The organism is Microbacterium sp. UMB0228, assembly GCF_002871415.1.
Lineage (GTDB): Bacteria > Actinomycetota > Actinomycetes > Actinomycetales > Microbacteriaceae > Microbacterium.
Map to the genome: position 1 here is coordinate 318208 of NZ_PNFU01000003.1, position 26272 is coordinate 344479.

General features: G+C 69.6%; 32 protein-coding genes and 1 tRNA gene. 25 read left to right on the top strand and 8 right to left on the bottom strand.

Features of this window, described 5'->3' with window-relative positions; all coding sequences use genetic code 11:
- Positions 1-97: 97 nt before the first annotated feature.
- Positions 98-919: a class I SAM-dependent methyltransferase gene (locus CJ226_RS08865; RefSeq protein WP_102208932.1), complete on the bottom strand. Its 822-nt coding sequence runs from the start codon at positions 917-919 to the stop codon at positions 98-100.
- Positions 920-979: 60 nt separating this feature from the next.
- Here CJ226_RS08865 and CJ226_RS08870 point away from each other — a divergent pair, with 60 nt between their 5' ends.
- Positions 980-1729 (top strand): phosphoglyceromutase, encoded by a 750-nt coding sequence (locus tag CJ226_RS08870; protein WP_101848551.1) that lies wholly within the window; start codon positions 980-982, stop codon positions 1727-1729.
- Between the two features lie 79 nt (positions 1730-1808).
- Here CJ226_RS08870 and phoU read toward each other — a convergent pair whose 3' ends face one another.
- On the bottom strand, positions 1809-2507 hold the full coding sequence (phoU, locus tag CJ226_RS08875) for a phosphate signaling complex protein PhoU (RefSeq protein ID WP_025104304.1): 699 nt from the start codon (positions 2505-2507) through the stop codon (positions 1809-1811).
- Between the two features lie 214 nt (positions 2508-2721).
- Between phoU and CJ226_RS08880 the strand changes: the two genes are divergently transcribed.
- The gene (locus tag CJ226_RS08880; protein ID WP_062636295.1) at positions 2722-3945 is read left to right on the top strand and encodes a cell wall metabolism sensor histidine kinase WalK; all 1224 of its coding nucleotides are present in this window, start codon (positions 2722-2724) and stop codon (positions 3943-3945) included.
- The gene (locus tag CJ226_RS08885) at positions 3942-4625 is read left to right on the top strand and encodes a response regulator transcription factor (RefSeq protein ID WP_025104306.1); all 684 of its coding nucleotides are present in this window, start codon (positions 3942-3944) and stop codon (positions 4623-4625) included. Before CJ226_RS08880 ends, CJ226_RS08885 begins: the two co-directional genes overlap by 4 nt.
- Before the next feature lie 58 nt (positions 4626-4683).
- Here the strand turns inward: CJ226_RS08885 and CJ226_RS08890 are convergent, their stop codons facing one another.
- Positions 4684-5154: a DNA modification methylase gene (locus CJ226_RS08890; protein ID WP_102208933.1), complete on the bottom strand. Its 471-nt coding sequence runs from the start codon at positions 5152-5154 to the stop codon at positions 4684-4686.
- A gap of 134 nt (positions 5155-5288) precedes the next feature.
- Here CJ226_RS08890 and CJ226_RS08895 point away from each other — a divergent pair, with 134 nt between their 5' ends.
- The 5 genes from CJ226_RS08895 to CJ226_RS08915 all read left to right on the top strand — a co-directional run bounded on the left by CJ226_RS08895 (position 5289) and on the right by CJ226_RS08915 (position 10154).
- Positions 5289-5771: a CarD family transcriptional regulator gene (locus tag CJ226_RS08895; RefSeq protein WP_025104308.1), complete on the top strand. Its 483-nt coding sequence runs from the start codon at positions 5289-5291 to the stop codon at positions 5769-5771.
- A 68-nt stretch (positions 5772-5839) separates the two neighbouring features.
- A complete protein-coding gene (ispD, locus tag CJ226_RS08900; RefSeq protein ID WP_102208934.1) occupies positions 5840-7084 on the top strand; it encodes a 2-C-methyl-D-erythritol 4-phosphate cytidylyltransferase in 1245 nt (414 codons plus the stop codon).
- Between the two features lie 9 nt (positions 7085-7093).
- Positions 7094-8500 carry a cysteine--tRNA ligase gene (gene cysS / locus CJ226_RS08905; protein ID WP_102208935.1) on the top strand — a complete coding sequence of 469 codons (1407 nt, stop codon included), beginning with the start codon at positions 7094-7096 and terminating at the stop codon, positions 8498-8500.
- Complete coding sequence (rlmB, locus tag CJ226_RS08910; protein WP_025104311.1) at positions 8493-9497, top strand: 23S rRNA (guanosine(2251)-2'-O)-methyltransferase RlmB; 1005 nt, start codon at positions 8493-8495, stop codon at positions 9495-9497. Before cysS ends, rlmB begins: the two co-directional genes overlap by 8 nt.
- Before the next feature lie 15 nt (positions 9498-9512).
- The gene (locus tag CJ226_RS08915; protein WP_062636303.1) at positions 9513-10154 is read left to right on the top strand and encodes an NAD(P)-dependent oxidoreductase; all 642 of its coding nucleotides are present in this window, start codon (positions 9513-9515) and stop codon (positions 10152-10154) included.
- Between the two features lie 36 nt (positions 10155-10190).
- On the opposite strand, the gene CJ226_RS08920 is transcribed toward CJ226_RS08915, so the two are convergent.
- Positions 10191-11492: a DUF4032 domain-containing protein gene (locus CJ226_RS08920; RefSeq protein WP_062636305.1), complete on the bottom strand. Its 1302-nt coding sequence runs from the start codon at positions 11490-11492 to the stop codon at positions 10191-10193.
- Between the two features lie 76 nt (positions 11493-11568).
- Positions 11569-12672, bottom strand: coding sequence for an ABC transporter ATP-binding protein (locus CJ226_RS08925; RefSeq protein ID WP_025104314.1), 1104 nt, complete (start codon positions 12670-12672; stop codon positions 11569-11571).
- Between the two features lie 228 nt (positions 12673-12900).
- Here CJ226_RS08925 and CJ226_RS08930 point away from each other — a divergent pair, with 228 nt between their 5' ends.
- Positions 12901-13851, top strand: coding sequence for a thioredoxin domain-containing protein (locus CJ226_RS08930; RefSeq protein WP_102208936.1), 951 nt, complete (start codon positions 12901-12903; stop codon positions 13849-13851).
- A 41-nt stretch (positions 13852-13892) separates the two neighbouring features.
- Positions 13893-13965 (top strand) — tRNA-Thr (locus CJ226_RS08935).
- An 81-nt stretch (positions 13966-14046) separates the two neighbouring features.
- On the opposite strand, the gene CJ226_RS08940 is transcribed toward CJ226_RS08935, so the two are convergent.
- From CJ226_RS08940 to CJ226_RS08950, 3 genes are read right to left on the bottom strand one after another with little or no spacing between them, the layout of a single operon-like run.
- Positions 14047-15210 (bottom strand): site-specific integrase, encoded by a 1164-nt coding sequence (locus CJ226_RS08940; protein WP_102208937.1) that lies wholly within the window; start codon positions 15208-15210, stop codon positions 14047-14049.
- Positions 15203-15700 (bottom strand): ImmA/IrrE family metallo-endopeptidase, encoded by a 498-nt coding sequence (locus CJ226_RS08945; RefSeq protein WP_029989577.1) that lies wholly within the window; start codon positions 15698-15700, stop codon positions 15203-15205. Before CJ226_RS08945 ends, CJ226_RS08940 begins: the two co-directional genes overlap by 8 nt.
- 14 nt (positions 15701-15714) lie before the next feature.
- Positions 15715-16260: a helix-turn-helix transcriptional regulator gene (locus CJ226_RS08950; protein WP_180964576.1), complete on the bottom strand. Its 546-nt coding sequence runs from the start codon at positions 16258-16260 to the stop codon at positions 15715-15717.
- A gap of 111 nt (positions 16261-16371) precedes the next feature.
- Between CJ226_RS08950 and CJ226_RS18655 the strand changes: the two genes are divergently transcribed.
- From CJ226_RS18655 to CJ226_RS09025, 15 genes are all read left to right on the top strand, one after another.
- Positions 16372-16599 carry a helix-turn-helix domain-containing protein gene (locus tag CJ226_RS18655; RefSeq protein WP_025104319.1) on the top strand — a complete coding sequence of 76 codons (228 nt, stop codon included), beginning with the start codon at positions 16372-16374 and terminating at the stop codon, positions 16597-16599.
- Positions 16596-16838, top strand: a complete 243-nt coding sequence (locus CJ226_RS08960) for a helix-turn-helix domain-containing protein (protein WP_102208939.1) — start codon at positions 16596-16598, stop codon at positions 16836-16838. The genes CJ226_RS18655 and CJ226_RS08960 overlap by 4 nt, the downstream gene beginning before the upstream one ends.
- Entirely contained in the window at positions 16835-17053 is a 219-nt protein-coding gene (locus CJ226_RS08965; RefSeq protein ID WP_102208940.1) for a hypothetical protein, read from the top strand. The genes CJ226_RS08960 and CJ226_RS08965 overlap by 4 nt, the downstream gene beginning before the upstream one ends.
- Positions 17050-17484, top strand: a complete 435-nt coding sequence (locus CJ226_RS08970; RefSeq protein WP_102208941.1) for a hypothetical protein — start codon at positions 17050-17052, stop codon at positions 17482-17484. The genes CJ226_RS08965 and CJ226_RS08970 overlap by 4 nt, the downstream gene beginning before the upstream one ends.
- Positions 17481-18227, top strand: coding sequence for a phage antirepressor KilAC domain-containing protein (locus CJ226_RS08975; protein WP_102208942.1), 747 nt, complete (start codon positions 17481-17483; stop codon positions 18225-18227). The genes CJ226_RS08970 and CJ226_RS08975 overlap by 4 nt, the downstream gene beginning before the upstream one ends.
- Before the next feature lie 65 nt (positions 18228-18292).
- Complete coding sequence (locus CJ226_RS08980) at positions 18293-18616, top strand: hypothetical protein (RefSeq protein ID WP_102208943.1); 324 nt, start codon at positions 18293-18295, stop codon at positions 18614-18616.
- Complete coding sequence (locus tag CJ226_RS08985) at positions 18613-19002, top strand: hypothetical protein (protein ID WP_102208944.1); 390 nt, start codon at positions 18613-18615, stop codon at positions 19000-19002. Before CJ226_RS08980 ends, CJ226_RS08985 begins: the two co-directional genes overlap by 4 nt.
- The gene (locus CJ226_RS08990) at positions 18999-19892 is read left to right on the top strand and encodes a DUF2303 family protein (RefSeq protein ID WP_102208945.1); all 894 of its coding nucleotides are present in this window, start codon (positions 18999-19001) and stop codon (positions 19890-19892) included. The genes CJ226_RS08985 and CJ226_RS08990 overlap by 4 nt, the downstream gene beginning before the upstream one ends.
- A gap of 78 nt (positions 19893-19970) precedes the next feature.
- Positions 19971-20330 (top strand): DUF6085 family protein, encoded by a 360-nt coding sequence (locus tag CJ226_RS08995; RefSeq protein WP_102208946.1) that lies wholly within the window; start codon positions 19971-19973, stop codon positions 20328-20330.
- On the top strand, positions 20327-21316 hold the full coding sequence (locus CJ226_RS09000; protein ID WP_102208947.1) for a YqaJ viral recombinase family protein: 990 nt from the start codon (positions 20327-20329) through the stop codon (positions 21314-21316). Before CJ226_RS08995 ends, CJ226_RS09000 begins: the two co-directional genes overlap by 4 nt.
- Positions 21313-22017 carry a hypothetical protein gene (locus CJ226_RS09005; protein WP_102208948.1) on the top strand — a complete coding sequence of 235 codons (705 nt, stop codon included), beginning with the start codon at positions 21313-21315 and terminating at the stop codon, positions 22015-22017. The genes CJ226_RS09000 and CJ226_RS09005 overlap by 4 nt, the downstream gene beginning before the upstream one ends.
- A complete protein-coding gene (locus tag CJ226_RS09010; protein ID WP_102208949.1) occupies positions 22014-22466 on the top strand; it encodes a hypothetical protein in 453 nt (150 codons plus the stop codon). The genes CJ226_RS09005 and CJ226_RS09010 overlap by 4 nt, the downstream gene beginning before the upstream one ends.
- On the top strand, positions 22463-25051 hold the full coding sequence (locus tag CJ226_RS09015) for a DNA methyltransferase (protein WP_102208950.1): 2589 nt from the start codon (positions 22463-22465) through the stop codon (positions 25049-25051). The genes CJ226_RS09010 and CJ226_RS09015 overlap by 4 nt, the downstream gene beginning before the upstream one ends.
- Positions 25048-25647, top strand: coding sequence for a DNA cytosine methyltransferase (locus CJ226_RS09020; RefSeq protein WP_219719879.1), 600 nt, complete (start codon positions 25048-25050; stop codon positions 25645-25647). The genes CJ226_RS09015 and CJ226_RS09020 overlap by 4 nt, the downstream gene beginning before the upstream one ends.
- A complete protein-coding gene (locus CJ226_RS09025; protein ID WP_102208951.1) occupies positions 25644-26054 on the top strand; it encodes a hypothetical protein in 411 nt (136 codons plus the stop codon). Before CJ226_RS09020 ends, CJ226_RS09025 begins: the two co-directional genes overlap by 4 nt.
- Positions 26055-26272 lie beyond the last annotated feature (218 nt).

Genomic DNA, 26272 nt, shown 5'->3' on the forward strand with positions numbered 1-26272 from the left:
GCGTCGGTACGGCCCGCCGCGTACGACGCTAGCGGTGCGCAGGCCCGGGGTGAGGTGCGCACCGGTATACAGCAGGATTGTGTCCTCGCGGGGTGCGTCAGGCCGGTGCGACGGCGTCCCACGGCAGGCTGAGCTCGCCGAGTCGCCAGCGGCTCCGCCCGCCCTGCACAGGCCAGCCCTGGGCGCGCAGCGCGGTCACCGCGGCGAGGAAGCGCTGCGTGGCCCCGAAGGTCGACAGGGGAGCAGCGCGCTCCCACTCCCGGTCCAGATCGACGAGCAGCGCATGGATGCGCTCGCCGGGGACGTTGCGGTGGATGAGGGCCTTGGGCAGCCGCTCCGCCACGATGCTCGGGGCCTCGAGCCCGCGGAGGCGGAGGGAGACGGTGAAGCGGAGCGGCGTGCCGCCGGGATCGACATCGACCCAGCTCGCCACGCGCCCGATCTCGTCGCAGGTGCCCTCCACCAGGAGCCCGTCCGGCGCGAGGCGGTGCGCCATCGTCCGCCAGGCGGCGGCGACCTCGGTCTCGTCATACTGCCGCAGGACATTCATCGCCCGGATGACGGCGGGGCGCCGACCGCCGGGGAGCGGTACCTCGAACCCGCCGCGGGCGAAGGAGACGCGGAGGTCGGCGGGGAAGGGGGTCCGGCCGGCCCGGACCTCGGCGAGCTGCTGCTCCGCGGTGGCCACCCGGTCCGGATCGAGCTCCAGACCGCGCACCTCCGCGTCCGGCCGCACGCGTCGCAGTCGGGCGGCCAGCTCGAACGCGGTCACCCCGCTCGCCCCGAAACCGAGGTCGACGACGAGGGGGTCGGGCGCGCGTCGGAAGGCGGGGGAGGCGGCGATCCACCGGTCGTTCCGACGCAGCCGGTTCGTCCCTGTCGTGCCGCGGGTCGGCCGACCGAGGGGAGATGACGCCATGCGTCCATCCTCCCTCCTCCGCCGCTGTGCCCGCTCCGCGCCCCCGGATAAACTGGCGACATGACTGCGAAGCGCACCCTGATCCTGCTCCGCCACGGCCAGAGCGAGTGGAACGAACTGAACCTCTTCACCGGCTGGGTGGACGTCCGCCTCACCGAGCAGGGCAAGGGCGAGGCCCGTCGCGGCGGTGAGCTGCTCGCCGAGTCCGGGATCCTGCCCGACGTGCTGCACACGTCGCTGCTGAGCCGCGCGATCCAGACCGCCGACATCGCGCTGGACGCGGCCGACCGGCTGTGGATCCCGGTGAAGCGGTCGTGGCGCCTCAACGAGCGTCACTACGGCGCGCTGCAGGGCAAGGACAAGGCGCAGACGCTCGAGGAGTTCGGTCCGGAGCAGTTCCAGCTGTGGCGCCGCTCGTTCGACGTGCCGCCGCCCCCGCTGGACGACGCGAGCGAGTTCAGCCAGGTGGGCGACGCCCGCTACGAGGGCATCGACGGCGAGGTGCCGCGCACGGAGTCGCTCAAGCTCGTCATCGACCGCCTCCTGCCGTACTGGGACGCGGAGATCGTCCCCGACCTGGAAGCCGGCAAGACCGTCCTCGTGACCGCGCACGGCAACTCGCTGCGCGGCCTCGTCAAGCACCTCGAGGGCATCAGCGACGACGACATCGCCGGCCTGAACATCCCGACCGGCATTCCGCTGGTGTACGAGCTCGACGAGAACAACGCACCGACCGGTCCCGGCCGGTACCTCGACCCGGAGGCCGCCGCCGCCGGTGCCGCGGCCGTGGCCGCCCAAGGCAAGAAGTAACCGAGCCCCCGGTTTCACGTCGAGACCCCCTGCTGCAGGCGACTGCAGCAGGGGGTCTCGGCGATAAGGCGGGGTCTCGTCAGGCGTGGCCGAGCTGCTCCTGCTGCTCCACCGCGAGGGCGATGTCCTCCTCCTCGACGTGCCAGTCGCCCGTCGCGAGGTAGACGACCTTCTTGGCGACGGCGACCGCGTGGTCCGCGAACCGCTCGTGGTAGCGGCTCGCGAGCGTCGCGTCGACCGTGGCGACGGCCTCGCCCTTCCAGTTGTCGCTCAGCACCTTCTCGAAGACGCTGGCGTGCAGTTCGTCGACGTCGTCATCGGCGTTGCGGATCGCGTCGGCGAACTTCAGATCCTGGGTGCGGAGGAGTTCCGTGAGCGTGCGGGAGATCTCCACGTCCAGCTCGCCCATCTTCACGAACGTGCCCTTCAGGCCCTTCGGGATCGCGCGCTCCGGGAAGCGCAGGCGGGCGAGCTGGGCGATGTGCTCGGACATGTCGCCCATCCGCTCCAGGGACGCGCTGACGCGGAGCGCCGTGACGACGATCCGGAGGTCGCGCGCGACCGGCTGCTGTCGGGCGAGGATCTCGATGGCCTGCTCGTCCAGCGCGACCGCGAGCTCGTCGATCTTCGCGTCGTCGGCGATGACCTCCTCGGCCAGCGCGACGTCGCTCGTGGCGAACGCGCGGGTCGCCTTGTCGATGGACACCGTGACGAGCTCGGCGATCTCGACAAGGCGGGACTGCAGGTCCTCGAGGGACTGGTGGAAGACTTCGCGCATGGTGGGCGCAACCTTTCATTCGGATCCCGGCTGACGGTCCAGCGCGGGGCGGCGGGGCGTCCGCAGGGAGAGGACTGCGCGCGCGCAGGCCTGAAGCGATTGTCTGCTCCGAAGGTTAACGAACGGTGCCCAGCGAGTGAATAGTACGTCTCCGCTCCCCGGGATGACGCGGAAACCCGCCGGATCGACGGTGAACGCGCTCTACGCTGGAGTCATGACCCTGCCGCAGCTCGCGCTGTCCTCCCTCGCCATCGGGTTGGCGATCGGCGTGGGCCTCTCGCTCCTCGTCGTCTGGGCCTATCGGGCGCGGGCGCGGGCGGAGGAGGAGACGTCGATGACGATCCCGCCCGGGATCACCGACGTGCTGCGCAGCATGGACGACGCCGCGTGCGTGGTCGACGTCTCCGGTCTCGTGCTCGCCACGTCGAAGGCCGCCGCACGGTTCGGGATCGAGGTCGGATCGACGCTCGACAATCCGGAGCTCCGTCAGCTCGTGCGGGGCGTCCGCTCGACGGGGGAGACGGCGACCGCCTCGATGCGGATCACCCGCGGCGGTCTCAGCCTCGACCCGCGTCTCGTGTCGGCCAGGGCGAGTGCGATCGGGGCGCGCCTCGTGCTCCTCATCATCCGTGACGTGACCGAGCAGGAACGCCTCGACCAGATGCGTCGCGACTTCGTCGCCAACACGAGCCACGAGCTCAAGACGCCCGTCGGGGCCGTGAGCCTGCTCGCCGAGGCCATCGAGTCCGCCGCCGACGACCCCGCCCAGGTGCGGGCGTTCGCGTCCCGGATCTCGGCGGAGGCCGGCCGTCTCGGTCAGCTCACCGGACGCATCATGAGTCTGTCCCGGCTGCAGGCGGAGGACGGGCTGACCGAGGTCGCCCCGGTCTCGATCGACGAGGTCATCGCCTCCTCGATCGAAGCCCACGTCGTGCAGGCCGACTCCGCGGGTGTGGAGCTCGCCCGCGGTGGAGACCGCGGCGTCTGGGTGCGCGGCGACGCGCAGATCCTCATCGAGGCGGTCGGCAACCTGATCGCCAACGCCATCGTCTACTCGCCGCGCGGCTCCCGGGTGGGCGTCGGGGTGAAGGCCGACGACGACGTCGTGGAGATCGCCGTCTCCGACCAGGGCATCGGGATCGCCGAGGCCGACCGCGAGCGCATCTTCGAGCGGTTCTACCGCGCGGACGAGGCCCGCTCCCGGCGCACCGGCGGCACCGGCCTCGGGCTGTCCATCGTCAAGCACGCCACCCAGCGCCACGGAGGAGAGGTGCGGCTCTGGTCGCGCCCGGGCCGCGGGTCCACGTTCACCATCCGCCTGCCCCGGATCGACGCCCCGGCGAACGCCGGGCAGGGCAAGAAGAGCAAGAAGAAGCGCGCGCGCAAGGCCGTCCCCGCCACCGGGGCGACGCGCGTCCGAAACGGAGAGACCGCATGACCCGCATCCTTCTCGTCGAAGACGAGCCCGACCTCGCCGACCCGCTCGCCTATCTGCTGCGCCGCGAGGGCTACGAGGTGGAGATCGCCGAAGACGGCCCTGGTGCGCTGACGGCGTTCCGGGAGCGCGGCGCGGACATCGTGTTGCTCGACCTCATGCTCCCGGGGATGCCGGGCACGGAGGTGTGCCGACAGATACGCTCCACGTCCGCCGTGCCGATCATCATGCTGACGGCGAAGGACTCCGAGGTCGACATCGTGGTGGGGCTCGAGCTCGGCGCGGACGACTACATCACCAAGCCGTACTCGTCGCGGGAGCTGCTCGCCCGGATGCGTGCCGTGTTGCGGCGGGTGGTGCAGGCCGAGGCCGAGCTCGACGAGCGGGTGCTCGAGGGCGGGCGCGTCTCGCTCGACATCGATCGGCACACGGTGGCGGTGGCCGGTGAGCAGATCAACATGCCGCTGAAGGAGTTCGAGCTGCTGGAGGTGCTGATGCGCAACTCCGGCCGGGTGCTCACGCGCGGCCAGCTCATCGACCGCGTGTGGGGGAGCGACTACTTCGGCGATACCAAGACGCTCGACGTGCACATCAAGCGCATCCGCTCGCGGATCGAGGAGAACCCCAGTGAACCGGTGATGCTCGTGACCGTCCGCGGCCTGGGGTATCGCTTCGAGGGCTGACCACAGACAGGAGAGGCCGGCACCCGTGGGTGCCGGCCTCTCGTGTCTGTCTGCGGACTCAGTCCTTCGGAGCGAGGTCCGAGTAGTACGGCAGGGTGCCGTCGAGGACGGGCACCTGCGTGGTCACACCGGCCGAGTCGCCGGACTGGAAGTGCATCGCGACGGTGGCGCCGGGCATGGTGTCGAGGTCGACGATCTCCACCGGCTCCTGGTCGGCGCCGAGGCTGATCGATCCGCCGGCGGGCACCGTGATCTCGAACGGCTCGCCACCCTCGAGGGAGACCGTCAGGGTGGCGCGGTCCTGCGTCGGGTTGACGATCGCGCCCACGAAGTTCCCGGCCGTGCCGTCGTCGTTCGCGATGATGAGGGCATTCCGGACGGCGATGGGGCCGTCCTCGTCCGACACGTTCACGCCGTCCGAGGCGGCGTACTCGGTCTTCGTCGCCTGCGGCGTGATGAACGTGCACCCGGTCGCGCCGAGCAGAACGAGGGCGCTGATGGCGGCAGACGCGACAAGGCGCGATTTCACGGGTCCTCCTGAGGTCCGACGGGATATCCCTCCCCATTCTATGGGTAAGTCGAGGAGCCGCTGGGAACAGGAAGCGCGAACCTTAGCGCATATCCCCTGTGGTATCCTTGAGGTTGCCGAAAGGACATGTTTTTATGCTTTTTGAGGTTGGCGAGACCGTCGTCTATCCGCACCATGGCGCTGCGACCATCATCGAGGTCAAGGAACGCGTCATCAAGGGCGAGACGAAGAAATACCTGAAGCTCAACGTCACGCAGGGTGATCTCATCATCGAGGTCCCGGCCGAGAACGTCGACCTCGTCGGCGTCCGCGACGTGATCGGCAAGGAGGGCCTCGACCACGTGTTCGAGGTGCTGCGCGCGCCGTTCACCGAGGAGCCCACCAACTGGTCGCGCCGGTACAAGGCGAACCTGGAGAAGCTCGCGTCCGGCGATGTCATCAAGGTGAGCGAGGTCGTGCGCGACCTCTGGCGCCGCGACCAGGACCGCGGCCTGTCCGCGGGTGAGAAGCGGATGCTGGCCAAGGCCCGGCAGATCCTCATCTCGGAGCTGGCGCTGGCCGAGAAGATCGACGAGGACAAGGCGGGCGCCCTGCTCGACGAGGTCCTCGCGTCCTGAGACGTCCTTCACGGAAGGCGGGTGCTGCGGCACCCGCCTTCCGTCGTCTCCGCCGGTAACGTGAAGCTGTGAGCATCCTCCCCGTCCCGCACACCGCGATCATCGTCGTCGCCGCCGGCTCCGGCACCCGTCTCGAGGCCGGAGCGCCCAAGGCGTTCGTCGGCATCGACGGCCGTACCATCCTGCGGCACGCCCTCGATGGCGTGTTCGCGGCGGCGCCCCTGCAGGTGGTCGTCGTTGCCCCCGCGGGATACGAGGGCGACGCGCAGACCGAGCTGCTCGCGGCTGCCGGCGATCGTGCCGACCTGGGCCGCGTGGTCACCGGTGGGGCGACGCGGCAGGAATCCGTCGCGGCCGGACTCGCGGCGCTGTGGGGGGACGTGAGCACGGTGCTCGTGCACGACGCCGCGCGCGCGCTGACCCCGCCCGAGGTGATCGACGCCGTGGCGGCGGCCGTAATCGCCGACGCCGGTGCCGTACCGAGCCTGCCGGTCGTGGACACGCTCAAGCGGGTCGCGGACGGCCTCGTTGTGGGCACCGTGGATCGTGCGGAACTCGCGGCCGCGCAGACGCCGCAGGGATTCCCACGTGGCCCGCTGGAAGCGGCCTACGCGGAGGCGACCGCCCAGGGCATCGAGTACACGGATGACGCGGCGCTCTTCGCCGCAGCGGGACACGCGGTACGGCTGGTGCCGGGCTCCGAGCGTTCGTTCAAGATCACGACTCCTGCCGACCTCGAGCGCGCCCGTCTCCTCGTCGCGTCCGCGCCCATCTCGTCTTCCGTGCCTCGCACGTCGGCTGTCGCCGTGAGCGCACCCCGCGTGGGCATCGGCACGGACGTGCACGCCTTCGGCGGCGACGGGCCGCTGTGGCTGGCCGGGCTGGAATGGCCGGGGGAGCCCGCGCTCTCCGGGCATTCGGACGGAGACGCGGTCGCCCACGCGATCGTCGACGCCCTGCTCGGCGCCGCCGGGCTCGGCGACATCGGCGAGCACTTCGGCACCGCCCATCCGGAGTACGCGGGGGCGCACGCCGATGTCTTCCTCTCCCGCACCGCGGAGCTCCTGGCGGAGGCCGGGTTCATGATCGGCAACGTGTCCGTGCAGTTCCAGGGCAATCGCCCGCGGTTCAGCGGACGACGCGGGGAGGCCGAGGCGGCGCTGTCGGCGGCGCTTGGGGGCGCTCCGGTGGCCGTGACGGCCACGACGACCGACGGCCTCGGCTTCCCCGGACGGGGCGAGGGGATCGCGGTCACGGCCGTCGCGGTCGTCATCCCGCGACCCGAGCGGAGTCTCTCAGCGCCCGCCGAGTAGGCTTGAGCGGTGACTCTCCGCCTCTACGACACCCGCGCACAGCTGCTGCGCGACTTCGTGCCTCTCGATCCCGAGAACATCACGATGTACGTGTGCGGACCCACCGTGCAGTCCGGCCCGCACATCGGCCACGTCCGGGCGGCCCTGAGCTTCGATCTCCTGCGCCGCTGGCTGACGCACCGCTACGGCCGCGTGACCTTCGTGCGCAACGTCACCGACATCGACGACAAGGTGCTCGCCAACGCCACGGACGCCGAGCCGTGGTGGGCGCTCGCCTACCGGATGGAGCAGGAGTTCGCCGCGGCCTACGCCGGCATCGGCATCCTGCCGCCCACGTACGAGCCGCGGGCGACGGCCTCCGTCCCGCAGATGCAGGAACTCATCGCGCTGCTCATCGACCGGGGCCACGCGTACCCCGCTCCCGACGGGTCGGGCGACGTGTACTTCGATGTGCGCTCCTGGCCGTCCTACGGCGATCTCACCCATCAGTCGGTGGACGCGATGGAGGCGGCGCAGGACGCCGACCCGCGGGGCAAGCGCAACCCCCAGGACTTCGCCCTGTGGAAGGGGGCCAAGCCCGACGAGCCCGCCGACGCGACCTGGGCGTCGCCGTGGGGGCCGGGGCGTCCGGGCTGGCACATCGAGTGCTCGGCCATGGCGAAGCGGTACCTCGGTGCGGAGTTCGACATCCACGGCGGCGGCCTCGACCTGCGGTTCCCCCATCACGAGAACGAGCTCGCGCAGTCGACGGCCGCGGGTGACGGCTTCGCCCGCTACTGGGTGCACAACGGTCTCGTGACCGTCGACGGCCAGAAAATGTCGAAATCCCTCGGCAACTTCACCCTCGCACGGGACGTGCTCGCGGAGCGGGACCCGCTGGTCGTGCGCTACGCCCTCGCCGCTGCGCACTACCGGTCGAGCCTCGACCTCTCGGAATCGTCCTGGGCGGAGGCGGACGCGGCGCTCGGCCGTATCCGCTCCTTCCTCGATCGCGCATTCCGCGCGGCCGGCGAGGAGATCGGTGCCGAGGACGCGCGGAGCCTGCCCGACGCCTTCGTCGAGGCGATGGACGACGACCTCGGCGTGCCGCAGGCGCTGGCCGTCGTGCACGAGAGCGTGCGGGCCGGGAACTCGGCGCTGGACGCGGGCGACACCGGCACGGCCCTGGACGCGGCGCGGGCGGTGCTCGCCATGACCGGGATCCTCGGTCTGGACCCGCGCACGGGGTCCGGCGCCGCCGGGGGCGCGCAGGCCGCAGCGCTGGACGCGCTGGTGCAGGAGATGATCGCGCAGCGCGCCACCGCGCGCGCGGAGAAGGACTGGGCGGCGGCGGATCGCATCCGTGACGCGATCGCCGCCGCAGGAATCACGCTGGAGGACACTCCGGCCGGAACTCATTGGAGTATCGATGGCTAAGCCAGGGCGCCCCGGCGCGAGCAAGGGAAACAAGAAGGGCCCGACCAAGGGCACCGGCGGTCTCGGGCGCAAGGCGCTCGAGGGTCGCGGGCCCACGCCGAAGGCGGAGGACCGCGCGTGGCACCCCGCCGGTAAGCGCAAGGCCGCGGCCGAGCGCTACGCGGCTGCGGGCGGCAAGGGCAAGCCCGGTGGGCGCCCCGCCTCCGGCGGCAACCCGAACCGCAGCGCCCGGTCGAAGGACAACACCACCGACACCGAGACGGTCACCGGCCGCAACTCCGTGCTCGAGGCGTTGCGCGCGAAGATCCCGGCGACGGCGATGTACATCGCGCAGCGCGTCGAGATGGACGACCGCGTCAAGGAGATGCTGTCGATCGCGACCCACCGCGACATCCCGGTGCTCGAGGTCACCCGCCAGGAACTCGACCGCATGGCCGGCTTCGACGGCGTGCACCAGGGCGTCGCCCTCAAGGTGCCGCCGTACGAGTACGCCCACCCGCAGGACCTCCTGGAGCAGGTCATCGACCGCGGCGAGACGCCGCTGTTCGTCGCCCTCGACGGCATCACGGACCCCCGCAACCTCGGTGCGATCATCCGCTCGACGGCGGCGTTCGGCGGCCACGGCATCATCCTGCCGCAGCGTCGTTCCGCCGGTGTGAACTCCGCGGCGTGGAAGACGAGTGCGGGCGCGGCGGCGCGCATCCCGGTCGCCCTGGCGTCGAACCTCACCACGCAGCTCAAGGAGTTCAAGAAGCAGGGCGTGTTCGTGCTCGGACTCGACGGTGACGGCGACGTCTCGCTGCCCGCGCTGGAGCTGGCGGACCGTCCCGTCGTCATCGTCGTGGGCTCGGAGGGCAAGGGCCTGTCCCGCCTCGTGACCGAGACCTGCGACCAGATCGTCTCCATCCCCATCTCCGCGGCGACCGAGTCGCTGAACGCCGGCATCGCGGCCTCGGTCGCGCTGTACCAGGTCGCGACCGTCCGCGCCGCGGACTGACCGAGAGGAACACGCATGGCCCGCATCATCGTCCTGGGAGGAACCGGCTACGCCGGACGCCACATCGTCGCGGAAGCGGTGAGCCGCGATCACGCGGTCGTCGCCATCTCGCGCTCGACCCCCGCGGATCCGGTCGCGGGCGCGGCGTACGTGCAGGGGACCGCGCTCGACCCCGCGACGCTGACCGAGGCGTTCGCGGGCGCCGATGTCGTGGTCTCCGCGCTCTCGCCGCGCGGTGACATGGAGGACCGTGTCCTCGAGGCGCTGACGAACGTGGTCGCGCTGCTCGACGGCACCGAGACCCGGCTCGGGGTCGTGGGCGGCGCGGGCGGCAGCCTCGTCGCGCCCGGTGGCCCTCGACTGTTCGATCAGGGGTTCCCCGAGGAGTACAAGCACGAGGCGCAGGTCGGCATCGACTCGCTCGCGCTCCTGGAGCGCACCGCGGAGAGCCTGGACTGGTTCTTCGTGCACCCGGCCGAGGTCTTCGGGCCGTGGGCCGAGGGGGAGCGCACCGGACGCTACCGGGACGGCGGTGACGTCCTCGTCCGCGACGAGGACGGGAAGTCGTACATCTCCGGTGCGGACTTCGCCGTCGCGATCGTCGACGAGATCGAGCAGGGCAACCACCACCGCGAGCGGTTCACGGTCGGCTACTGACGCCGTCCGGCGCGGCGCCGACCGGCGGGCACGGACTCAGACGAGGTCGCGCCAGTCCACCTCGTCGTCGTCGCCGAGCGCCAGCGTGCCGGTGACGACGGGGAGGCCCACCGTCTCGGTCGGCGGCCCCATGATGGTGGCCTCGTCGCGCCGGTGGCGGAGCACGTCATTGATGTAGCTCGTCAGCACCTCCGCGAGGGCGACAGAGCGTCCCTGCGCCTGCGACAGGTACCAGCGGTGCTCCAGCACCTGATGGAACACCTCGGCCGGCTCCAGCTTGGCGCGCAGGTCGTAGGGGATGGCGCGGACGACGGGCTCGAAGACGCGCGTGAGCCACTCGTGCGCGTACATCTCCTCGTCCGCCCACTGCTTGGTGGAGCGGGCACGGAACTCGTCGAGGTCGTTGAGGAGCCTCCGGGCCTGGTTCTCCTCGACGTCGAGACCGGTGAGGCGGATGAGTCGGCGCTGGTGGTGCCCGGCATCGACGACCTTGGGCTGGATCTCCACGACCGTGCCGTCGGCGGTCGTCGACATCGACATCTCGTCGATGTCGAAGCCGAGGGCGTTGAGCCGCTCGACACGTTCCGTGATGCGCCAGGTCTCGGCGGCGGAGAAGGACTCCTGCGCGGTGAGCTCGGCCCAGAGGGAGCGGTAGGACGACACGATGCCGTCCGCGATGGCGACGGCGTCGACCCCGTGCTCCAGGCGGCCGCCCGCGGCGAGGTCCATGATCTCCCCGGCGATGTTCGTGCGCGCGAGGTCCAGGTCGTAGGCGCGCTGACCGTCGGTGAGGCCCTCTTCGTGCAGCTCGCCGGTCTCCGCGTCGACGAGGTACGCCGCGAAGGCCCCGGCATCCCGGCGGAACAGCGTGTTCGAGAGCGAGACGTCTCCCCAGTAGAAGCCCACGTTGTGCAGACGCACGAGCAGCAGGGCGAGCGCGTCGACGAGGCGCGTGGCCGTGTCCGGGCGGAGCACCCGGGTGAAGAGGGCCCGGTACGGCATCGAGAAGCGCAGATGCGAGGTGACCAGGGCCGCGGGGAGCGGCGCCCCCGACGAGTCGGTGCGCCCCGCGATAACCGCGACGCGCTCCACGCACGGCACGTCGAGTCGCGACAGGTTGCCGAGCATCTCATACTCCCGGCGCGCCATCTCGGTCGTCGTCTCCTTCACCGCCACCACGCGCCCGGAGAGGTCCGCGAAGCGCACGAGGTGGCGGGAGAGGCCCTTGGGCAGCGAGACGATGTGCTCGGAGGGCCACTTCTCCAGAGGCGTCGACCAGGGCAGAGCGAGCAGACCGGGGTCGACCGTCTTGGCGGTGATCCGGAGGGATTCCTGCATGGGGGCTCCTAGGGTGCCGGGGAAACGACGCGGCGCGGGCGACCGAAGTCAGCCCGCGCCGCGGTGGAGTGTCCGATCAGGCCGAGACGACCGGCTTGTCGTTCAGGCGGTCGCCCGACTCGAGGTCGAACGCGTGCACGTGACCCGGGTTCGCGGCGAGGGTGACGGTCTCCCCGGCGTTCGGGTGGTTGCGGCCGTCGACGCGGGCGACGAGGTCGGTGCGCTTGCCGTTGATCTCCGTGTGGCCGTAGAGGTAGCCGTCGGCGCCGAGTTCCTCGACGAGGTCGACGACGACCGAGAGGCCGCGACCGTCGGCCGGGCCGACCGTGATGTCCTCGGGGCGGACGCCGACCGTGACCTGCGAGCCCGACGCGCGGCCGACCGTGTCGCGGTCCAGCGGCACGACCTCGGTGCCGAACTGCACGCCGCCGTCGGCGAGGTCGGCGCTGAACAGGTTCATCGCGGGGGAGCCGATGAAGCCGGCCACGAACACGTTGTTCGGCTTCTCGTACAGGTCGCGCGGGGAGCCGACCTGCTGGAGCAGACCGTCCTTGAGCACGGCGATGCGGTCACCCATCGTGAGCGCCTCGGTCTGGTCGTGCGTGACGTAGACCGTGGTGACGCCGAGACGACGCTGCAGCGACGCGATCTGCGTGCGGGTCTGGACGCGGAGCTTGGCGTCGAGGTTCGACAGCGGCTCGTCCATGAGGAAGACCTGGGGCTGACGCACGATGGCGCGACCCATGGCGACACGCTGACGCTGACCACCGGAGAGGGCCTTCGGCTTGCGGGTGAGGTACTGCTCCAGGTCGAGGAGCTTCGCGGCCTCGAGGACGCGCGCGGCGCGCTCCTCCTTGCCGACGCCGGCGATCTTGAGCGCGAAGCCCATGTTCTCGGCGACGGTCATGTGCGGGTACAGCGCGTAGTTCTGGAACACCATCGCGATGTCGCGGTCCTTCGGCGGCACGTCGGTGACGTCGCGGTCACCGATGAGGATGCGGCCGGAGTTGACCTCTTCGAGGCCGGCGAGCATGCGGAGGGAGGTGGACTTACCGCAACCGGAGGGACCGACCAGGACGAGGAACTCGCCGTCTCCCACCTCGAGGTTGAGCTTGTCGACAGCCGGACGGGTGCCGCCGGGGTACAGGCGGGTGGCCTCGTCGAAAGTCACAGATGCCATCGTGTTTCTCCTTCACCGGCAGGTACGTGCCGGACGATCCGTAGTGAATGAAGCGGCGGAGCGACCCGCCGTGACCCTCCATCGGGTCGGGATCAGTATGGCACGAACGGCCGCACCTGGGTATTTCTCAGCCTCACTGGTTAGCATCGAACCCGGCCGTGCGCAGCGGCGATCACCGCCCGACGGTGGTCGGGGCCAACCCGGACCCCCTGAGACTCAAGAGGAACGATGTCGAGCGACGAAACGCCGAACGTCCCCGCCCCTCGCACTTCGCGCGAGGCCGTGCGGGAGAAGGCACAGAAGGTGCACGCCCAGCAGTCGCGGGCGCGTCTCATGCGACGGATCATCATCGGTGCGGTCGCGATCATCGCGGTCGGTGCGATCGGGACCGCCGTGACGCTCGCCGTGACCTCGCAGACGTCCAAGCCGCAGCTCAGCCCGAGCGGCATGGAGGCGGATGGCGTCGTGGTGACGGACATCGCCTCCGCCGCGATCGCCGGCACCGCCTCCGCCACACCGGAGCCCGAGCCCAGCGAGGCCGGCGCCAGCGAGACGCCGTCGCCCGAGCCGTCCGCGGCGGGCGCCGTCGAGGTGCACGTCTACGTCGACTACCTCTCGCCCGACGCGGGCAAGTTCGAGCGCGCCAACGCCCGTCTGCTCGCCCAGTGGATCGAGGACGGCGCCGCGACCGTCAGCTACCACCCGGTCGCTCTGCTCACCGCCAGCTCCAACGGCACGAAGTACTCGCTGCGTTCCGCCGCGGCCGCCGCCTGCGTGGCGACGCACTCGCCGGACCAGTTCTACGCGTTCAACCACGACCTCCTCGACGACCAGCCCGACGTGGGAAGCGACGGGATGTCCGACGAGGAGCTCGCCAATCTCGCGGGCGCCGTCGGTGTGGACAACGCCAAGACCGTGCGCTCCTGCATCCAGGACGGCGACTACGTCAGCTGGGCGAAGGAGGCGACGACCCGCGCGCTCGAGGGGCCGCTCCCCGGCTCCGACGACCTCGTGCTCACCGCCGCCCCGATGATCGTCGTGAACGGCGAGGCGTACGTCGGTGCACTGGACGACCCGCAGGAGCTGTCGACGTTCGTCATGTCCGTGGCCAGCGAGGCGTACTACGAGTCGGCGACCCCGACGCCGAGCCCGACCGCCACCTCGGCGCCGGCGCAGTAGTCCGCCGCACGCCCCGCCATCGCTAAGCTGTGATGGCATCTGCCGACTTGGCGCAATTGGTAGCGCACCGTACTTGTAATACGGGGGTTACGGGTTCGAGTCCCGTAGTCGGCTCGAAAAAGACCAGGTCAGAACAAAGAAAATCGCCCCGAATCCGGACCGGATTCGGGGCGATTCGTTGTTTAGTCGTGGTTTTCAGGTGAACAGCTTCGCCAGAACAAGTCCGGCCGCAGGCCCGCGGTGCACCTCGTCGGCGTAGTGCATCCGCGTGGTTCGCTCGTCCTCGTGGCCGAGCTGCTCCTTCGCTGCTTCGATGCCGAGCTCGTCGCGGACCACCGTAGCCACGGTCTTTCGGAAGCTCTTCGGCGTGGTGCCCTTCCAAGGCGTGTCTCGCAGAGCTTCGCGCCACGTCGTCCGGTAGTTGTTCGGATGCCGGAAGGTGCCCACGCTCGATGCGAAGACGAACGCGGAGTACGACGCGACGCGGCGACGCACCAGCATGTCGACGACGTGGTCGGGAAGCTCCAGCTCGCGATACCCGGCGTCCGACTTCGTGAACTCCTGCACGAAGAACTTCCCGTCGCGGTCCTGTGCGATCGTGCGGCGGATCGTGGCGAGCTTCGCGTCCAGGTCCAGTTGGTCCCACTGCAGAGCGAGCAGCTCGCCGGTGCGGATGCCGGTGCCGATGATCATGTCGGTCGTGTCCAGCAGCTCGCTCGCGCGCGGTCGACGACGGCGGCGGTCCTCTGCCGGCCGTGGCTCCGTGCCGGCGTCCCACTCCTCGAAGCGCGCCCGCATTGCGCGCACGACCTCGGCGTTGGGCGCTGCGCGCTTCACGGTTCGCTTCGCCTTCTCTGGCGCCGGGACGTCCGTCATCGGATTGGGGCGTACCGCCCCGTGGCGAGCGGCGAGGGTGAACATTCCGCGCAGGACGACGTGAGCGGTCGTCGCGGTCCCCGCACCGGAGGACCGGGTCAGCGACGTGACGAAGCGGTCGAGTCGTGGCACCGTGATCTCGGCGAGGCGGACAGAGCCGAGCCCGGGCGTGATGTGCTTCTCGATCGCGTTCTTGTAGATCCGGATGGACCCCTCGGCGAGGCGAGTCTTCGTGTCGAGCCATGCGGTCGCGAGGTCGCTCACAAGCGAGTCGGGGGTGAGCAGCTCGCTCGCTGGCGCGAGCCGCTTCTTCAGCGCTTTCACGAGGTTGCGTTCGGCGTCCGCGCCAGTGCGACCGCTCCGCTGCATGAGGCGCGTGACGCCGTCAGAGTCGCGGTAGTAGGCGACGGCTGTCGGCTTGCCCTTGACCGTGGTGCGACGGATGCGCCCCCACGTCTCAAGCTCGAGCGGAGGCCTAGGCATAGCGACTGATCCGTCCCTGTCGGATCATCCGCATGTAGACCCGCATGATCTTCTCGGTGACGTTCAGCTCGAGCGCGACGACGGCCGGGTCATCCGTGATGCCCGACAGCTCCTCGATGCGTCGCGGGCGGATCAGCCGGCGTGCCGCGATCCGGTCTGCGCGCTCCTCCTGCAGGTCATCCGTGCCGACGTCGTGGTGTTCGAAGTGGACGATCTCATGGGCGATAGCACAGCGCTCCGTTGCGGCGTGCAGGTTCGTGCGAACGAAGACGGCCTCGTGTTCCGGGGAGTAGCAGGCGACCATGTCGGGATCGGGCAGGTCGTCGCGAAAGACGATAGGTAGATCCAGGATCTCCGCGTGCACCCAGGGGTCATAGTCGTACGCACAGGGGCCGTCGCCCCAGCCGTTGATCCCGAACATGAACGCGGTGCTGCTCATCGGCTCATCGATGAACCCGTCGTACTCGATCGCGTCCAGCGCACTACTCACGCGTCATCTCCCTCTTACGCCTCGCCCCGGTCTGGGTCAATCGGCGTGTTGTCCTTTGTCGCGGCGATCTTCGTGCTATCTAGCGTCGCCTTCTCTAGATCATGGCGACGGCTACCGACACGCGTACGGCGGCCGCTGCTGATCGGCACGGGTGCGCTCGCAGTGTCGAGGTTGGGGTGCGCGCGCACGGCGTCCGAGAGGATGGGGATCACCTGCCCAACCGCAGCGAGTCGGTGGTCGGGGTGGATGGCCTGCAGAAGCGGGGCGATCATCGCGACGTACGAGTCGACCTCGGCGCGGGCATCGCCATCGAGATCCACGCCAAGGGCGACGAACAGGCTGATCAGCTTGTCCGCCTGCCCGGCGACCGCGCCTGTCTCGATGTTCCGGATCGTGCGCGAGGTGACCCCGGAGCGATCCTCGAGCTCGCCCTGAGTGAGGCCCCTCTCGGCGCGCAGCTTCGCGACCATGCCCCCGTAGGACAAGCGCTCTTGCTGCGTGGCTCGCTCGATTGAAACTCGATTGAGCGGCAGGTCTTTCCGGTTGATGTCCGTACCCATAGGCATGATGCTACTGAAGTTTCCTATTTCTGTCGAGGATTCGGAACTTTATTCTTAACTCGTTCCGGCTCAGGCTTGCGTTAATGGGAAAGAGTTCGTAAGGTCTTTCCCATGACGAGATCAACAACAGGCGCAGCGCTTCGGGCGCTTCGGGAGCAGTCGGGCCTCACAGCTCGCGAGGTCGCGTCCCGTGCGGGTGTCTCTGAGTCCTATCTGTCTCGAGTCGAGAATGGGCGCGTCGTCGCTGAGGCGGCATGGATCGGCAACGTTGCCGCCGCAATCGCCGCCGCGATCCTTGAGACGGCGATTACACCGCAGCCTGTGGCGGTCGCATCATGAGCGTCTGCGAGCTTGAGACCGCCGTGGTGCACACCGGCGCTCGGCGCGGTCCGGTGCTCACGACGCGAGAAGCCGCGAAGTACTGCGGTCTCGCTTACCAGACCCTGCGCAATCTGCTTGCCGCGGGCGAGGGACCGAAGAAGTTCAAGCAGGGCGCCCTCAACGTGTTCTATCCGGTCGACCTGGATGCGTGGCTCGCTACGCGCATCACCGACCCTGACGAGGCGGCCGCATCATGATCTCCCGGTCTGCCCCGGCCGGACGGCTGAGCCCGATCGTGCGGGTCACGTCCCACGCCTACACCCTCGTCGCTATCGTCGCCGCGGTCTTCGCGTTCGTCCTCGCACCGTGGGGGCTGCTGCTGCTGATCGTGACGCTCGCCACGCTGGCCGTCGCGGCCCTGCTGCGGTTGATGTCCGCTGGCCTCGCCGCGATCGAGGAGGACGAGTCGTGAGCGCGCTCGAGGTCTTCGACTACGTCGACCAGCAGGTGCGCACGGCGACGATTCCTGGGGCTGCGCCGCTCGCAGGTGTCGAGAAGCAAATCTACGCCATCGAGGTGGGACGGGTCGGCATCAAGGTCGGCATCACCGAGCACCCGCACCGCCGTATCCAGACCCATGCTCGGGCAGCTCGCGCCCACGGGCACGAGCTCGGCCGGATCGCCGTCACCGAGGCATGCGAGAACGCCCGGGCCAACGAGCGCATCCTCATCGCGCTCGGCGGCGAGGGCAACCGCAGTGAGTACATCGACGTCGACTTCGACGACGTGATCGCCGAGATGCGGTCCCTCGTGATCGAACGCGCCGACGCCGAGAAGCACGAGCAGCGGGCTGAGGGCGTCAAGAACATGTTCGCCAATCTGATGTTCGGGGGAGTGCGATGAACGCCGTTGCTGCTCTCCGCTTCGAGGGCGTCGAGGTTCGCACTGTCGTGCGCGACGGACAGCCGTGGTTTGTCGCGAAGGATGTGTGCGATGTCCTCGGCATCGCCAAGTACCGCGACGCCTTCGCGCAGCTCGACTCCGACGAAAGGGCGTCCGCGCCCGTGGACACCCTCGGCGGACGACAGCTGATGACGGTCGTCAGCGAGCCCGGTGTGTTCGCGCTGATGCTCATCAGTCGATCGCCGAAGGTCCGCGAGTTCCGACGCTGGCTGACTCACGAAGTGCTCCCCGCGATCCGCCGCACCGGCACCTATGCGGTCGAGACGCCGGAGCAGCTCATGGCGCGCGCCGTGGTGCAGGCGCAGGAAATCATCGCCCGCAAGGACGAGGAGATCGCCGCGCTCGCGCCGATGGCCGAGGCGTGGGAGGAGATCGCCGACGCCGGCACCGACTACGCGGTCCGTGACGTCGCACCGATGCTCTCCCGCGCCGGCATCGAGACCGGCCCGCAGCGCCTCTTCGACAAGCTCCACGAGCTCGGCTGGATCTACCGCGGCGAGAAGGGCCGCTGGACGCCCTACGCCAGCGCCGTCGACGCCGGATACCTCAAGGTCCGCGCCATGCCCCCGTACCGCGACCGCGACACCGGCGACCTCAAGCCCTCCGCCCCGCAGGTGCGGATCACGCCGAAGGGCATCGAACGCCTCCGCGTCCGGCTCGGCGCCGGCGCCCTCACACCCTGACCCCACACACGAAAGCGGGGCGCCCGCGGCAACGGACGCCCCACCAGAAAACGAAAGGCAAGCACATGCCTCAGACACAGGATACCGACACCGCGGAGACCACGGTGGACGACTTCGCACCCCGCCCGGCCTCGATGCACCTCATCGCCGCCGACCGCACCGAGCGAGCCATCACCGGCCCGATCGCCACCGATCCCCGCTTCTGGCCGCTCGCCCCGTGGCGACTCGTGCTCGTGCTCGTCGCCATCGGCACCGGCGCGGCGTGCGCTCCTCCCGCGGCAGACCCCGCCACGGGGTTCAACGGCGCGGACCTCGGAGTCCTCATCAGCCTGGCGATCTTCGTCGCCGCCGTCGCCATCCGCTCACCACGACGAAAGGAAACCCGGTGACTGACAACAAGGAGGAGACGAGGCGGCCGCAAGGGCTGTCCGAGATCCTCGCAACCGTCCGCCCCAACGCGGACGCCGAGCTCGGGCAGGAGCTGTCCGCTCTCGTCGAGGCGGTGAACACGACCGGCAAGGCCGGGACGCTCACCTACACGCTCTCCGTCAAGCCCGCGGGCTCGTCGGGGCACACCGTCGAGATCGCGGACAAGATCACCGCGAAGCGCCCGGAGAAGTCCCGCGCGACGTCGATCGCGTTCGTCGGCGAGGGGAACACCCTCCACCGCAACGACCCGACGACCGCACCCCTGTTCAACGACGAGGACATCCGCGACGCCGGCGTGCATGTCGACCTCAACACCGGCGAGATCAAGGAGGCCCCCGGAGCATGACCAGCATCCAGGACACCCACACCGACGCAGGAGTCGTCGCGACCCTCGCCAACCAGGCGGCAGGCGCCGAGGCCCTGACCGTCGGCGAGGTCTACGCCATCGCCGACGACGAGGGCGGCACCCGCGTCATCGACACCGACGCATGGGCAGAGCACCCCCGCTACGAGGAGGCAAAGCGCAGCGTCACGGACGCCGAGTCGTTCGTGAAGTACGTCAACCGGCACGCCCTCGACGGCACCGAGGTGTACGCGCACATCAACACCTCGAAGGTCATCGCGGTCATCGACTCTCACGAGGCGACCGGCGGCGAGCCCGGCTGGCAGAAACACAGGGTGAGCCTCGACCTTGAGCACTCGAAGGCGTGGCTCGCCTGGGCCGCCGCCGACGGCGAGCTCGCCACCCAGGAGGAGTTCGCGGACTTCCTCGACGACCGCTACCTCGACGTCATCGAGCCGACCCCGGCACAGATGATCGACGTCGCCCGCACCTTCCAGGCGAAGACGAAGGTCGCCTTCGAGTCCGGGATCCGCGAGACCAGCGGAGAGGTCAAGCTCACCTACCAGGAGGAGACGACCGCCAAGGCCGGGCAGAAGGGCGACATCGAGATCCCGTCTCGCATCCAGCTCGCCCTCCGCCCGTACGTCGGCGGCCCGATCTACTCGATCTGGGCCAGCTTCCGCTACCGGCTGCGCGGCGGCACGGTGTCGCTCGGCTTCAAGCTCGAACGCCCCGAGCTGATCCTCGAGGCCGCGTTTGCCGACATCGTCGCCGAGATCCGCGATGGCAGGACCGACAAGCGCCCGAACGCCGACTCCTCGGAGCTCGTCGAGACGCGAGTCCACGACGGCATCGGAGACGTGCCGATCTTCTACGGCCGACCCGCGGCCTAACCAGACCGGGGCCGCGGCGCACACCCCCACCCCCCCCCTGCGCCGCGGCCCCACCACCTCGACTCCCAGGAGACCACCGTGAGCCAGTCGCTCGACGTCATCACCGCCCTCGTCGCCGAGGGGCTGCGCAAGCACATGACCACCCACCGCAAGTACCTCGCACCGTCCGAGCGCCAGGCCATCGCCGCCGACAGCGCCGCCGTCGCGCTCGCCGTGCTCGTCGACGTCACCGGCGGCCACGACCACATCGTGCGCGCCTTCGACGACGGCACCTTCACCCTGCAGCACCCGCTCATCGAGCGCCTCACCGACGACCTCTTCGCCTGCGAGATCCTCGACCACCTCGCCGCGGGTGAGCCCATCGACGCCGGCCGCTACAAGGTCATCGCCACCGACTCCCAGACGTTCGAACTCATCCCCACGAAGGACCAGCCATGATCTCAGCCATCATCAGCGAACTCGTCGAAGCCACCCGGGTGGCGTCGCAGGACAACGAGGCCGAGTGGCTTGACGCGCGCGCCGAGGGCGTCACCGCGTCCGAGGCACCGAAGCTCTCACCCGCGACGTGGAGCAGCGTCCTCTCCGACAAGCTCAACGGCTCCACCTTCAGCGGCAACGCCCACACGCGCCGCGGCCACGACCGCGAACCCGAGATCCTCACCGATCTGGAATGGGTGACCGAGTCGAAGATCATCCCGAACCGGCACGTCTGGGCGTCGAAGGGCAACCGCCGATACCTCGCGACCCCCGACGGCTTCCAGATCCTCGCCGACGGCCGCGTGCGCGGCGTCGAGGTCAAAAGCCACAAGCGCGGCTGGAAGATGCCGAAGCGCGTCATCCCCTCCGACCACTTCGACCAGATGCAGTTCGGCATGGCGGTCCTCGGCCTGGACGAGTGGCTCTACGGCTGGGAGGTGATGGGTGAGGATGGCACACCGCCGACTCAGGACCCGCAGTATCGCGTCGTCGCGCGCGACCAGGACCGCATCGACGAGCTCGTGGCGGCTGCTGACACGTTCCTCGCATGGGTCGACGCCGGCGCGCCCGTCGAGCAGATCAGTCCCGAACTCGAAGCCGCGAAGATCAACATGATCGCCGCTGAGCGGGTCGCGAAGGCCGCCGAGGCGGCGAAGGCGGCCGCCCGCGCGGAGTTCTCGCAGCTGCTCGAGGCCGAGTTCCCCGATGCGGCGAAGACCGGGTGGAAGCACGGAGACGACTCGACTGTGATCCTCGCCCGCCCGGCCCGCAAGGTCACCATCGACGAGACCGCATGGGCGGAGGCCGAGCCGTCTGGATTCGCCGAGTTCGAGGCGACCCGCACCGCGGTGACCGAGACCGAGCAGAGCGCGCTGAAGCTCTACCCGCGCGTCACCTTCGCCAAGCCTGCCCTGCGAATCTCCCTCCCGAAGGCGGTGTCGGCGTGAGCAACGAGATCACCGAAGAGGCCGTGCAGCAGACCCTGCAGGGATACCTCACCATCGCGACGAAGACCGGCGAGCTGCGCGGCGTGAACGTCGAGTTCACAGCCGACGGCGTCACCTGGCACCCCCTGATCTTCGACCTCGCCGACGGCGCGCACCCGATCGCCGCGCGCGCTCGCGTGCACCGCGCCGGGTGGGCCGAGCCGACCCACGCCCCAGAGCTGTGGGACGAGGTCGTGCCCGCCGATGAGGGGTGGCGCGCTCTCTGGTTCGCCCGCCCGCATGTTCTGTTCGGAGCGCACACGCTCCGGGCCGCGCTGCGCCGCACCTTCGCCGACGTGCTCGGCGACCGCCGCGAGCCCGACGACCTCGACGCGTTCCCGGCGCCGTCGGCCCCCTCGCCGATGCCCGCGCCTGACGACGGCGAGGCGATCGACTGGGTCGCCCGCGTGAACGAAGCGACGACCCTCGACGAGCTGAACGCGGTGCGGGCCGAGGCTCGCCTCGCGCGTGCCGTCACCCTGCCTCTCAAGCAGCGGATGGACGCTCGCCGCGACGAGCTCAGCGCCGACGCATGGGCGACCCCGGCCGCCCGCGAGCAGGCACCGGACGCGCCGAAGCGCCGAGAGCCGCAGGACTACCGGCCCTCCGAGAACCGGGCCACGCGGCGCAAGGCCGCACGCAAGAAGGGCGGACGCCGATGATCCTCGTCGAGACCACCACGGGCGAGGTGCGCGACCTCGACACCGAATGGGAGCAGCTGCGCGATCAGGCGGAGATGCTTCGCCCACGCCGCCCTGAGACCCCGCTCGAGCTGGACGCGCTGCTGCGCGACCTCGAAGACATGGGCTTCGCGATCGCGGACTTCCTCCGCGCCGTCAACGACGCCCGATACGACGCGGAGGTCGCGTACAGCAACGCGCAGAACGCCGCCCTGGCAAGGCACAGCGAGACCGCCCGATCGGTGACGCTCGCGCGCGCCATGGCAGAGCTCGACGCATCGGACGCGCACGCCGCACTGCTGCACACCAAGGCCGTCTTCCACCACGCCGAGGACATCAACCGCGCGCTCGGCCGGAAGCACTTCGGCCTCATGAACACGAACAAGGGCATCCAGGGGATGACCTCGAACTGGCACCGGAGGACCCCATGAGCGCTCTCACCCACCCCGACTTCTTCACCACCCCTACGACGACGCACGACGAGTTCCTGCGACAGAAGGTCGCATTCGACCGATCCTTCGGATTCGCCGTGCACGAGGACGACCTGCACCAGGTCCTGCTCCCGCACCAGCGCGACATCGTCCGGTGGGCAGTGCTCGGCGGCCGCCGCGCGATCTTCGCCAAGTTCGGCCTCGGCAAGAGCATCATGCAGCTCGAGACCCTGCGCCAGGTGCTCACGCACCCCGCATCGACGGTCACCGAAGGCCGGGCCCTGATCATCGCCCCGCTCGGCGTCCGCGGCGAGTTCATCCGCGACGGACGCGAGCTGCTAGGCATCGAGGTCCGCTTCATCCGCCGCACGGAAGACATCGACCCCGACTGGTCCGGCATCTACGTCACGAACTACGAGAGCGTGCGCGACGGCCGCCTCGCCGTCGACGGGTTCGACGCGGTTTCCCTCGACGAGGCATCCGTGCTCCGCTCGTTCGGCTCGAAGACCTACCAGGAGTTCCTCGGCCTGTTCGACGCGATCCCGTACCGATTCGTCGCAACCGCGACGCCGTCACCCAACCGGCACAAGGAGCTGATCCACTACGCCGGATTCCTCGGCATCATGGACACCGGCCAGGCCCTCACGCGGTTCTTCCAGCGCGACAGCTCGAAGGCCGGGAACCTGCGCCTGTACCCGCACAAGGAGCGCGAGTTCTGGCTGTGGCTGAACACCTGGGCGTGCTTCGTCCAGCGGCCCTCCGACCTCGGCCACTCCGACGCCGGATACGACCTGCCGCCACTGCGCGTGAACTGGCACCAGGTCGAGGTCGGCGTCCTCTCCGACGAGGTCGACCGCGACGGGCAGGGCGTCCTCGTCCGCGGTGGCGCGATGTCGCTGCAGGGCGCCGCGAAGGAGAAGCGCGAGACGCTCGACGACCGCGTCGCCGAGCTCGTCCGCATCGTCGACGCGCACTCCGCCGCCGACGACGGCCAGATCATCCTGTGGTGCGACCTAAACGACGAGCAGCACGCGATCGAGCGCGCGCTCACCGAGATGGGCCTGTCGTTCTCGTCCGTGCACGGCGGCCTCGCCGACGACGAAGCCGAAGCACGCCTCGACGACTGGCGCGCCGAGCGCACATACGCACTCATCGGCAAGCCGGTGATGCTCGGCCAGGGGATGAACCTGCAGCAGGCGCACACGGCCGTCTTCGTCGGCGTCACCTACAAGTTCAACGACACGATCCAGGCCGTGCACCGCATCCAGCGATTCGGGCAGCAGAGCACCTGCGACGTGCACCTGATCTACGCCGAGACCGAGTCCGAGATCCGCGACACCCTCCTGGCGAAGTGGGAAGAGCACGACCACCTCACCGACACCATGAGCGACGTCATCCGCGAGTTCGGACTCAACCCCGCCGCGATCTCCGCCGCACTCACCCGCGCCATGGGCGTCGAGCGCGTCGAAGCATCCGGGCCCGGCTGGACGCTCGCGCTCAACGACTGCGTGATCGAAACCCGCGACCACATGGCCACGGACTCCGTCGACCTGGTCGTGACGTCGATCCCGTTCTCGAATCACTACGAGTACACGCCCAGCTACAACGACTTCGGCCACACCGACGACAACCTGCACTTCTGGCAGCAGATGGACTACCTCACCCCGGAGCTGCTGCGCGTGCTCCGCCCCGGCCGGATCTACGCCTGCCACGTGAAGGACCGCATCCAGTTCGGCGCGGTCACCGGCGCCGGCATCCCGACCGTCTCACCGTTCCACGCCGAAGCGCTCGCCCACGGCCTCAAGCACGGCTTCGATTACATGGGGATGATCACCGTCACCACCGACGTCGTGCGCGAGAACAACCAGACCTACCGTCTCGGTTACTCCGAGATGCGCAAGGACGGCACGAAGATGGGCGTCGGCTCGCCCGAATACATCCTCCTGTTCCACAAGCCGCAGACCGACCGCTCGAAGGGCTACGCCGACGAGCGCGTGACGAAGGACGTCCCCGACTACTCCCTCGCCCGCTGGCAGATCGACGCTGCCGCGGACTGGCGCTCCTCCGGAAACCGACTGCTCACCCCGGAAGAGCTCGCGGCCGTCGAGCCGAAGCATCGTTCGAGGCAGTTCAAGAACCAGGCCCGCGCGAACGTCTACGATTTCGACGCGCACGTCGCCACCGGCGAGGCGCTCGCCGCGAAGAACGCGCTGCCGTCGACGTTCAAGTCCCTCGACCCCGGCTCGTGGCGGCCGGACGTGTGGGACGACGTGAATCGCATGCTCACCCTCAACGGTGAACAATCGCGCCGCGCGCTCGAGTTCCACATCTGCCCGTTGCAGTTCGACATCGTCGACCGGCTCATCGAGCGCTACTCGAACAAGGGCGAACTGGTGTTCGATCCGTTCGGCGGGCTCGGCACGGTGCCGCTCAGGGCTCGCAAGCTCGGCCGTGAGGGACGCGCATCCGAGCTCAACCCGACGTCCTTCCGCGACGCCGTCATGTACCAGCAGGAGTTGGACCGCGAGCAGGCGACGCCCTCGCTGTTCGACCTGCTCGACATCGAAGAAGGGAGCGCGGCATGACCGCCGCCACCGCCCCGCTCGTGGGCTACCAGCCGCCCGCTGTCCCCTGGAACGGTCTCACCGTCACGGATCTGTTCTGTGGCGCGGGAGGATCGTCATCCGGGCTGCGCGAGGCCGGGTACAAGGTCGTCCACGCGGCGAACCACTGGGCGCTCGCGATCGAGTCGCACCAGATCAACCACCCCGGTCTCGTCGTGCCGCTGCGGAATCACGGCGTCGCGAAGCCGGCTTCGCACCCAATCGACACGGTCAGCGCCGAAGGCAACCACCACGCCCTCGTCATGCGGAACAACACCGCACGGGGCGACGGCGGACAGATGTCCACGCCCGTGCACGAGCCGCTGCGCGCGCTCACAACGGCTGGTCACCAGTCGCTCATCGAACCGTCGGAGCCGATCAGCCTCGACGTCGACGACGCCGGATTCCGGATGCTCGAACCGCACGAGATTCAGGCCGGCATGGGCTTCGCTCGCGATTACCTGCTGCTCGGGTCGAAGCGCGACAAGGTGAAGCAGGCCGGGAATGCGGTCACACCGCCCGCAGCGCGCGACCTCGGCCATGCCGTCGCCGAGTTCCTCCTGGCGGTCGCATCGTGACCGCCCCGACCACTGAGGTGCGCAACGGCGTCTACCTCCGCGACGGCTTCCGCTGCGTGATGTGCGGTGCGCTCGAGAAGACGTTCCAGCACCGCCGCGCGGTCGGCATGGGCGGATCCCGCAACGTGCCCACCGCCGTCGACGGTCTGACGCTCTGCCTGGCCTGCAACGTCGCCTGCGAGCGCGAGCTGCAGGGGAAGGCGCTCGCGAACGGCTGGAAGGTGCGCCGCTGGGTCACCGCGCCCGAGCGCGTGCCGGTCTACTTCCCGCACGAGTTCGCCTGGTACCGCCTCGAAGGCCTCAACCGGATCCGGATTTCGGCCGCCGTCGCGATGGAGATGGGCTGCTCGGTCTACGGCGACGAGTGGATGCAGTGGCGGCTCCGCGAGATCGGCGGTGTCGCATGAGCACGATGCCGACCTACGCCATGACCTATGTCGTCTGGCATCCGGAGTCGTGGACGTTGAAAATCGGCCGCGCGTGGGCGTGGTCGCGGGTGCAGCGGTGGCTTGATCGGGGCTGGTACCCGATCGTCTGCCAGCGCGGCACGGACGCGTCCTGGGAGCGGGAGGCGCTGCGGGTGCTGCGACGGATCTTCCCGGCCGCGTTCGCCTCCTGGGCTGAC

Bases quoted from the DNA above. Each gene is read 5' to 3' on its own strand.
- CJ226_RS08865 (WP_102208932.1), bottom strand. From the start codon at position 919: ATGGCGTCATCTCCCCTCGGTCGGCCGACCCGCGGCACGACAGGGACG.
- CJ226_RS08870 (WP_101848551.1), top strand. From the start codon at position 980: ATGACTGCGAAGCGCACCCTGATCCTGCTCCGCCACGGCCAGAGCGAG.
- phoU (WP_025104304.1), bottom strand. From the start codon at position 2,507: ATGCGCGAAGTCTTCCACCAGTCCCTCGAGGACCTGCAGTCCCGCCTT.
- CJ226_RS08880 (WP_062636295.1), top strand. From the start codon at position 2,722: ATGACCCTGCCGCAGCTCGCGCTGTCCTCCCTCGCCATCGGGTTGGCG.
- CJ226_RS08885 (WP_025104306.1), top strand. From the start codon at position 3,942: ATGACCCGCATCCTTCTCGTCGAAGACGAGCCCGACCTCGCCGACCCG.
- CJ226_RS08895 (WP_025104308.1), top strand. From the start codon at position 5,289: ATGCTTTTTGAGGTTGGCGAGACCGTCGTCTATCCGCACCATGGCGCT.
- rlmB (WP_025104311.1), top strand. From the start codon at position 8,493: ATGGCTAAGCCAGGGCGCCCCGGCGCGAGCAAGGGAAACAAGAAGGGC.
- CJ226_RS08915 (WP_062636303.1), top strand. From the start codon at position 9,513: ATGGCCCGCATCATCGTCCTGGGAGGAACCGGCTACGCCGGACGCCAC.
- CJ226_RS08920 (WP_062636305.1), bottom strand. From the start codon at position 11,492: ATGCAGGAATCCCTCCGGATCACCGCCAAGACGGTCGACCCCGGTCTG.
- CJ226_RS08925 (WP_025104314.1), bottom strand. From the start codon at position 12,672: ATGGCATCTGTGACTTTCGACGAGGCCACCCGCCTGTACCCCGGCGGC.
- CJ226_RS08930 (WP_102208936.1), top strand. From the start codon at position 12,901: ATGTCGAGCGACGAAACGCCGAACGTCCCCGCCCCTCGCACTTCGCGC.
- CJ226_RS08940 (WP_102208937.1), bottom strand. From the start codon at position 15,210: ATGCCTAGGCCTCCGCTCGAGCTTGAGACGTGGGGGCGCATCCGTCGC.
- CJ226_RS08950 (WP_180964576.1), bottom strand. From the start codon at position 16,260: ATGGGTACGGACATCAACCGGAAAGACCTGCCGCTCAATCGAGTTTCA.
- CJ226_RS18655 (WP_025104319.1), top strand. From the start codon at position 16,372: ATGACGAGATCAACAACAGGCGCAGCGCTTCGGGCGCTTCGGGAGCAG.
- CJ226_RS08960 (WP_102208939.1), top strand. From the start codon at position 16,596: ATGAGCGTCTGCGAGCTTGAGACCGCCGTGGTGCACACCGGCGCTCGG.
- CJ226_RS08965 (WP_102208940.1), top strand. From the start codon at position 16,835: ATGATCTCCCGGTCTGCCCCGGCCGGACGGCTGAGCCCGATCGTGCGG.
- CJ226_RS08975 (WP_102208942.1), top strand. From the start codon at position 17,481: ATGAACGCCGTTGCTGCTCTCCGCTTCGAGGGCGTCGAGGTTCGCACT.
- CJ226_RS08980 (WP_102208943.1), top strand. From the start codon at position 18,293: ATGCCTCAGACACAGGATACCGACACCGCGGAGACCACGGTGGACGAC.
- CJ226_RS08990 (WP_102208945.1), top strand. From the start codon at position 18,999: ATGACCAGCATCCAGGACACCCACACCGACGCAGGAGTCGTCGCGACC.
- CJ226_RS09000 (WP_102208947.1), top strand. From the start codon at position 20,327: ATGATCTCAGCCATCATCAGCGAACTCGTCGAAGCCACCCGGGTGGCG.
- CJ226_RS09010 (WP_102208949.1), top strand. From the start codon at position 22,014: ATGATCCTCGTCGAGACCACCACGGGCGAGGTGCGCGACCTCGACACC.
- CJ226_RS09015 (WP_102208950.1), top strand. From the start codon at position 22,463: ATGAGCGCTCTCACCCACCCCGACTTCTTCACCACCCCTACGACGACG.
- CJ226_RS09020 (WP_219719879.1), top strand. From the start codon at position 25,048: ATGACCGCCGCCACCGCCCCGCTCGTGGGCTACCAGCCGCCCGCTGTC.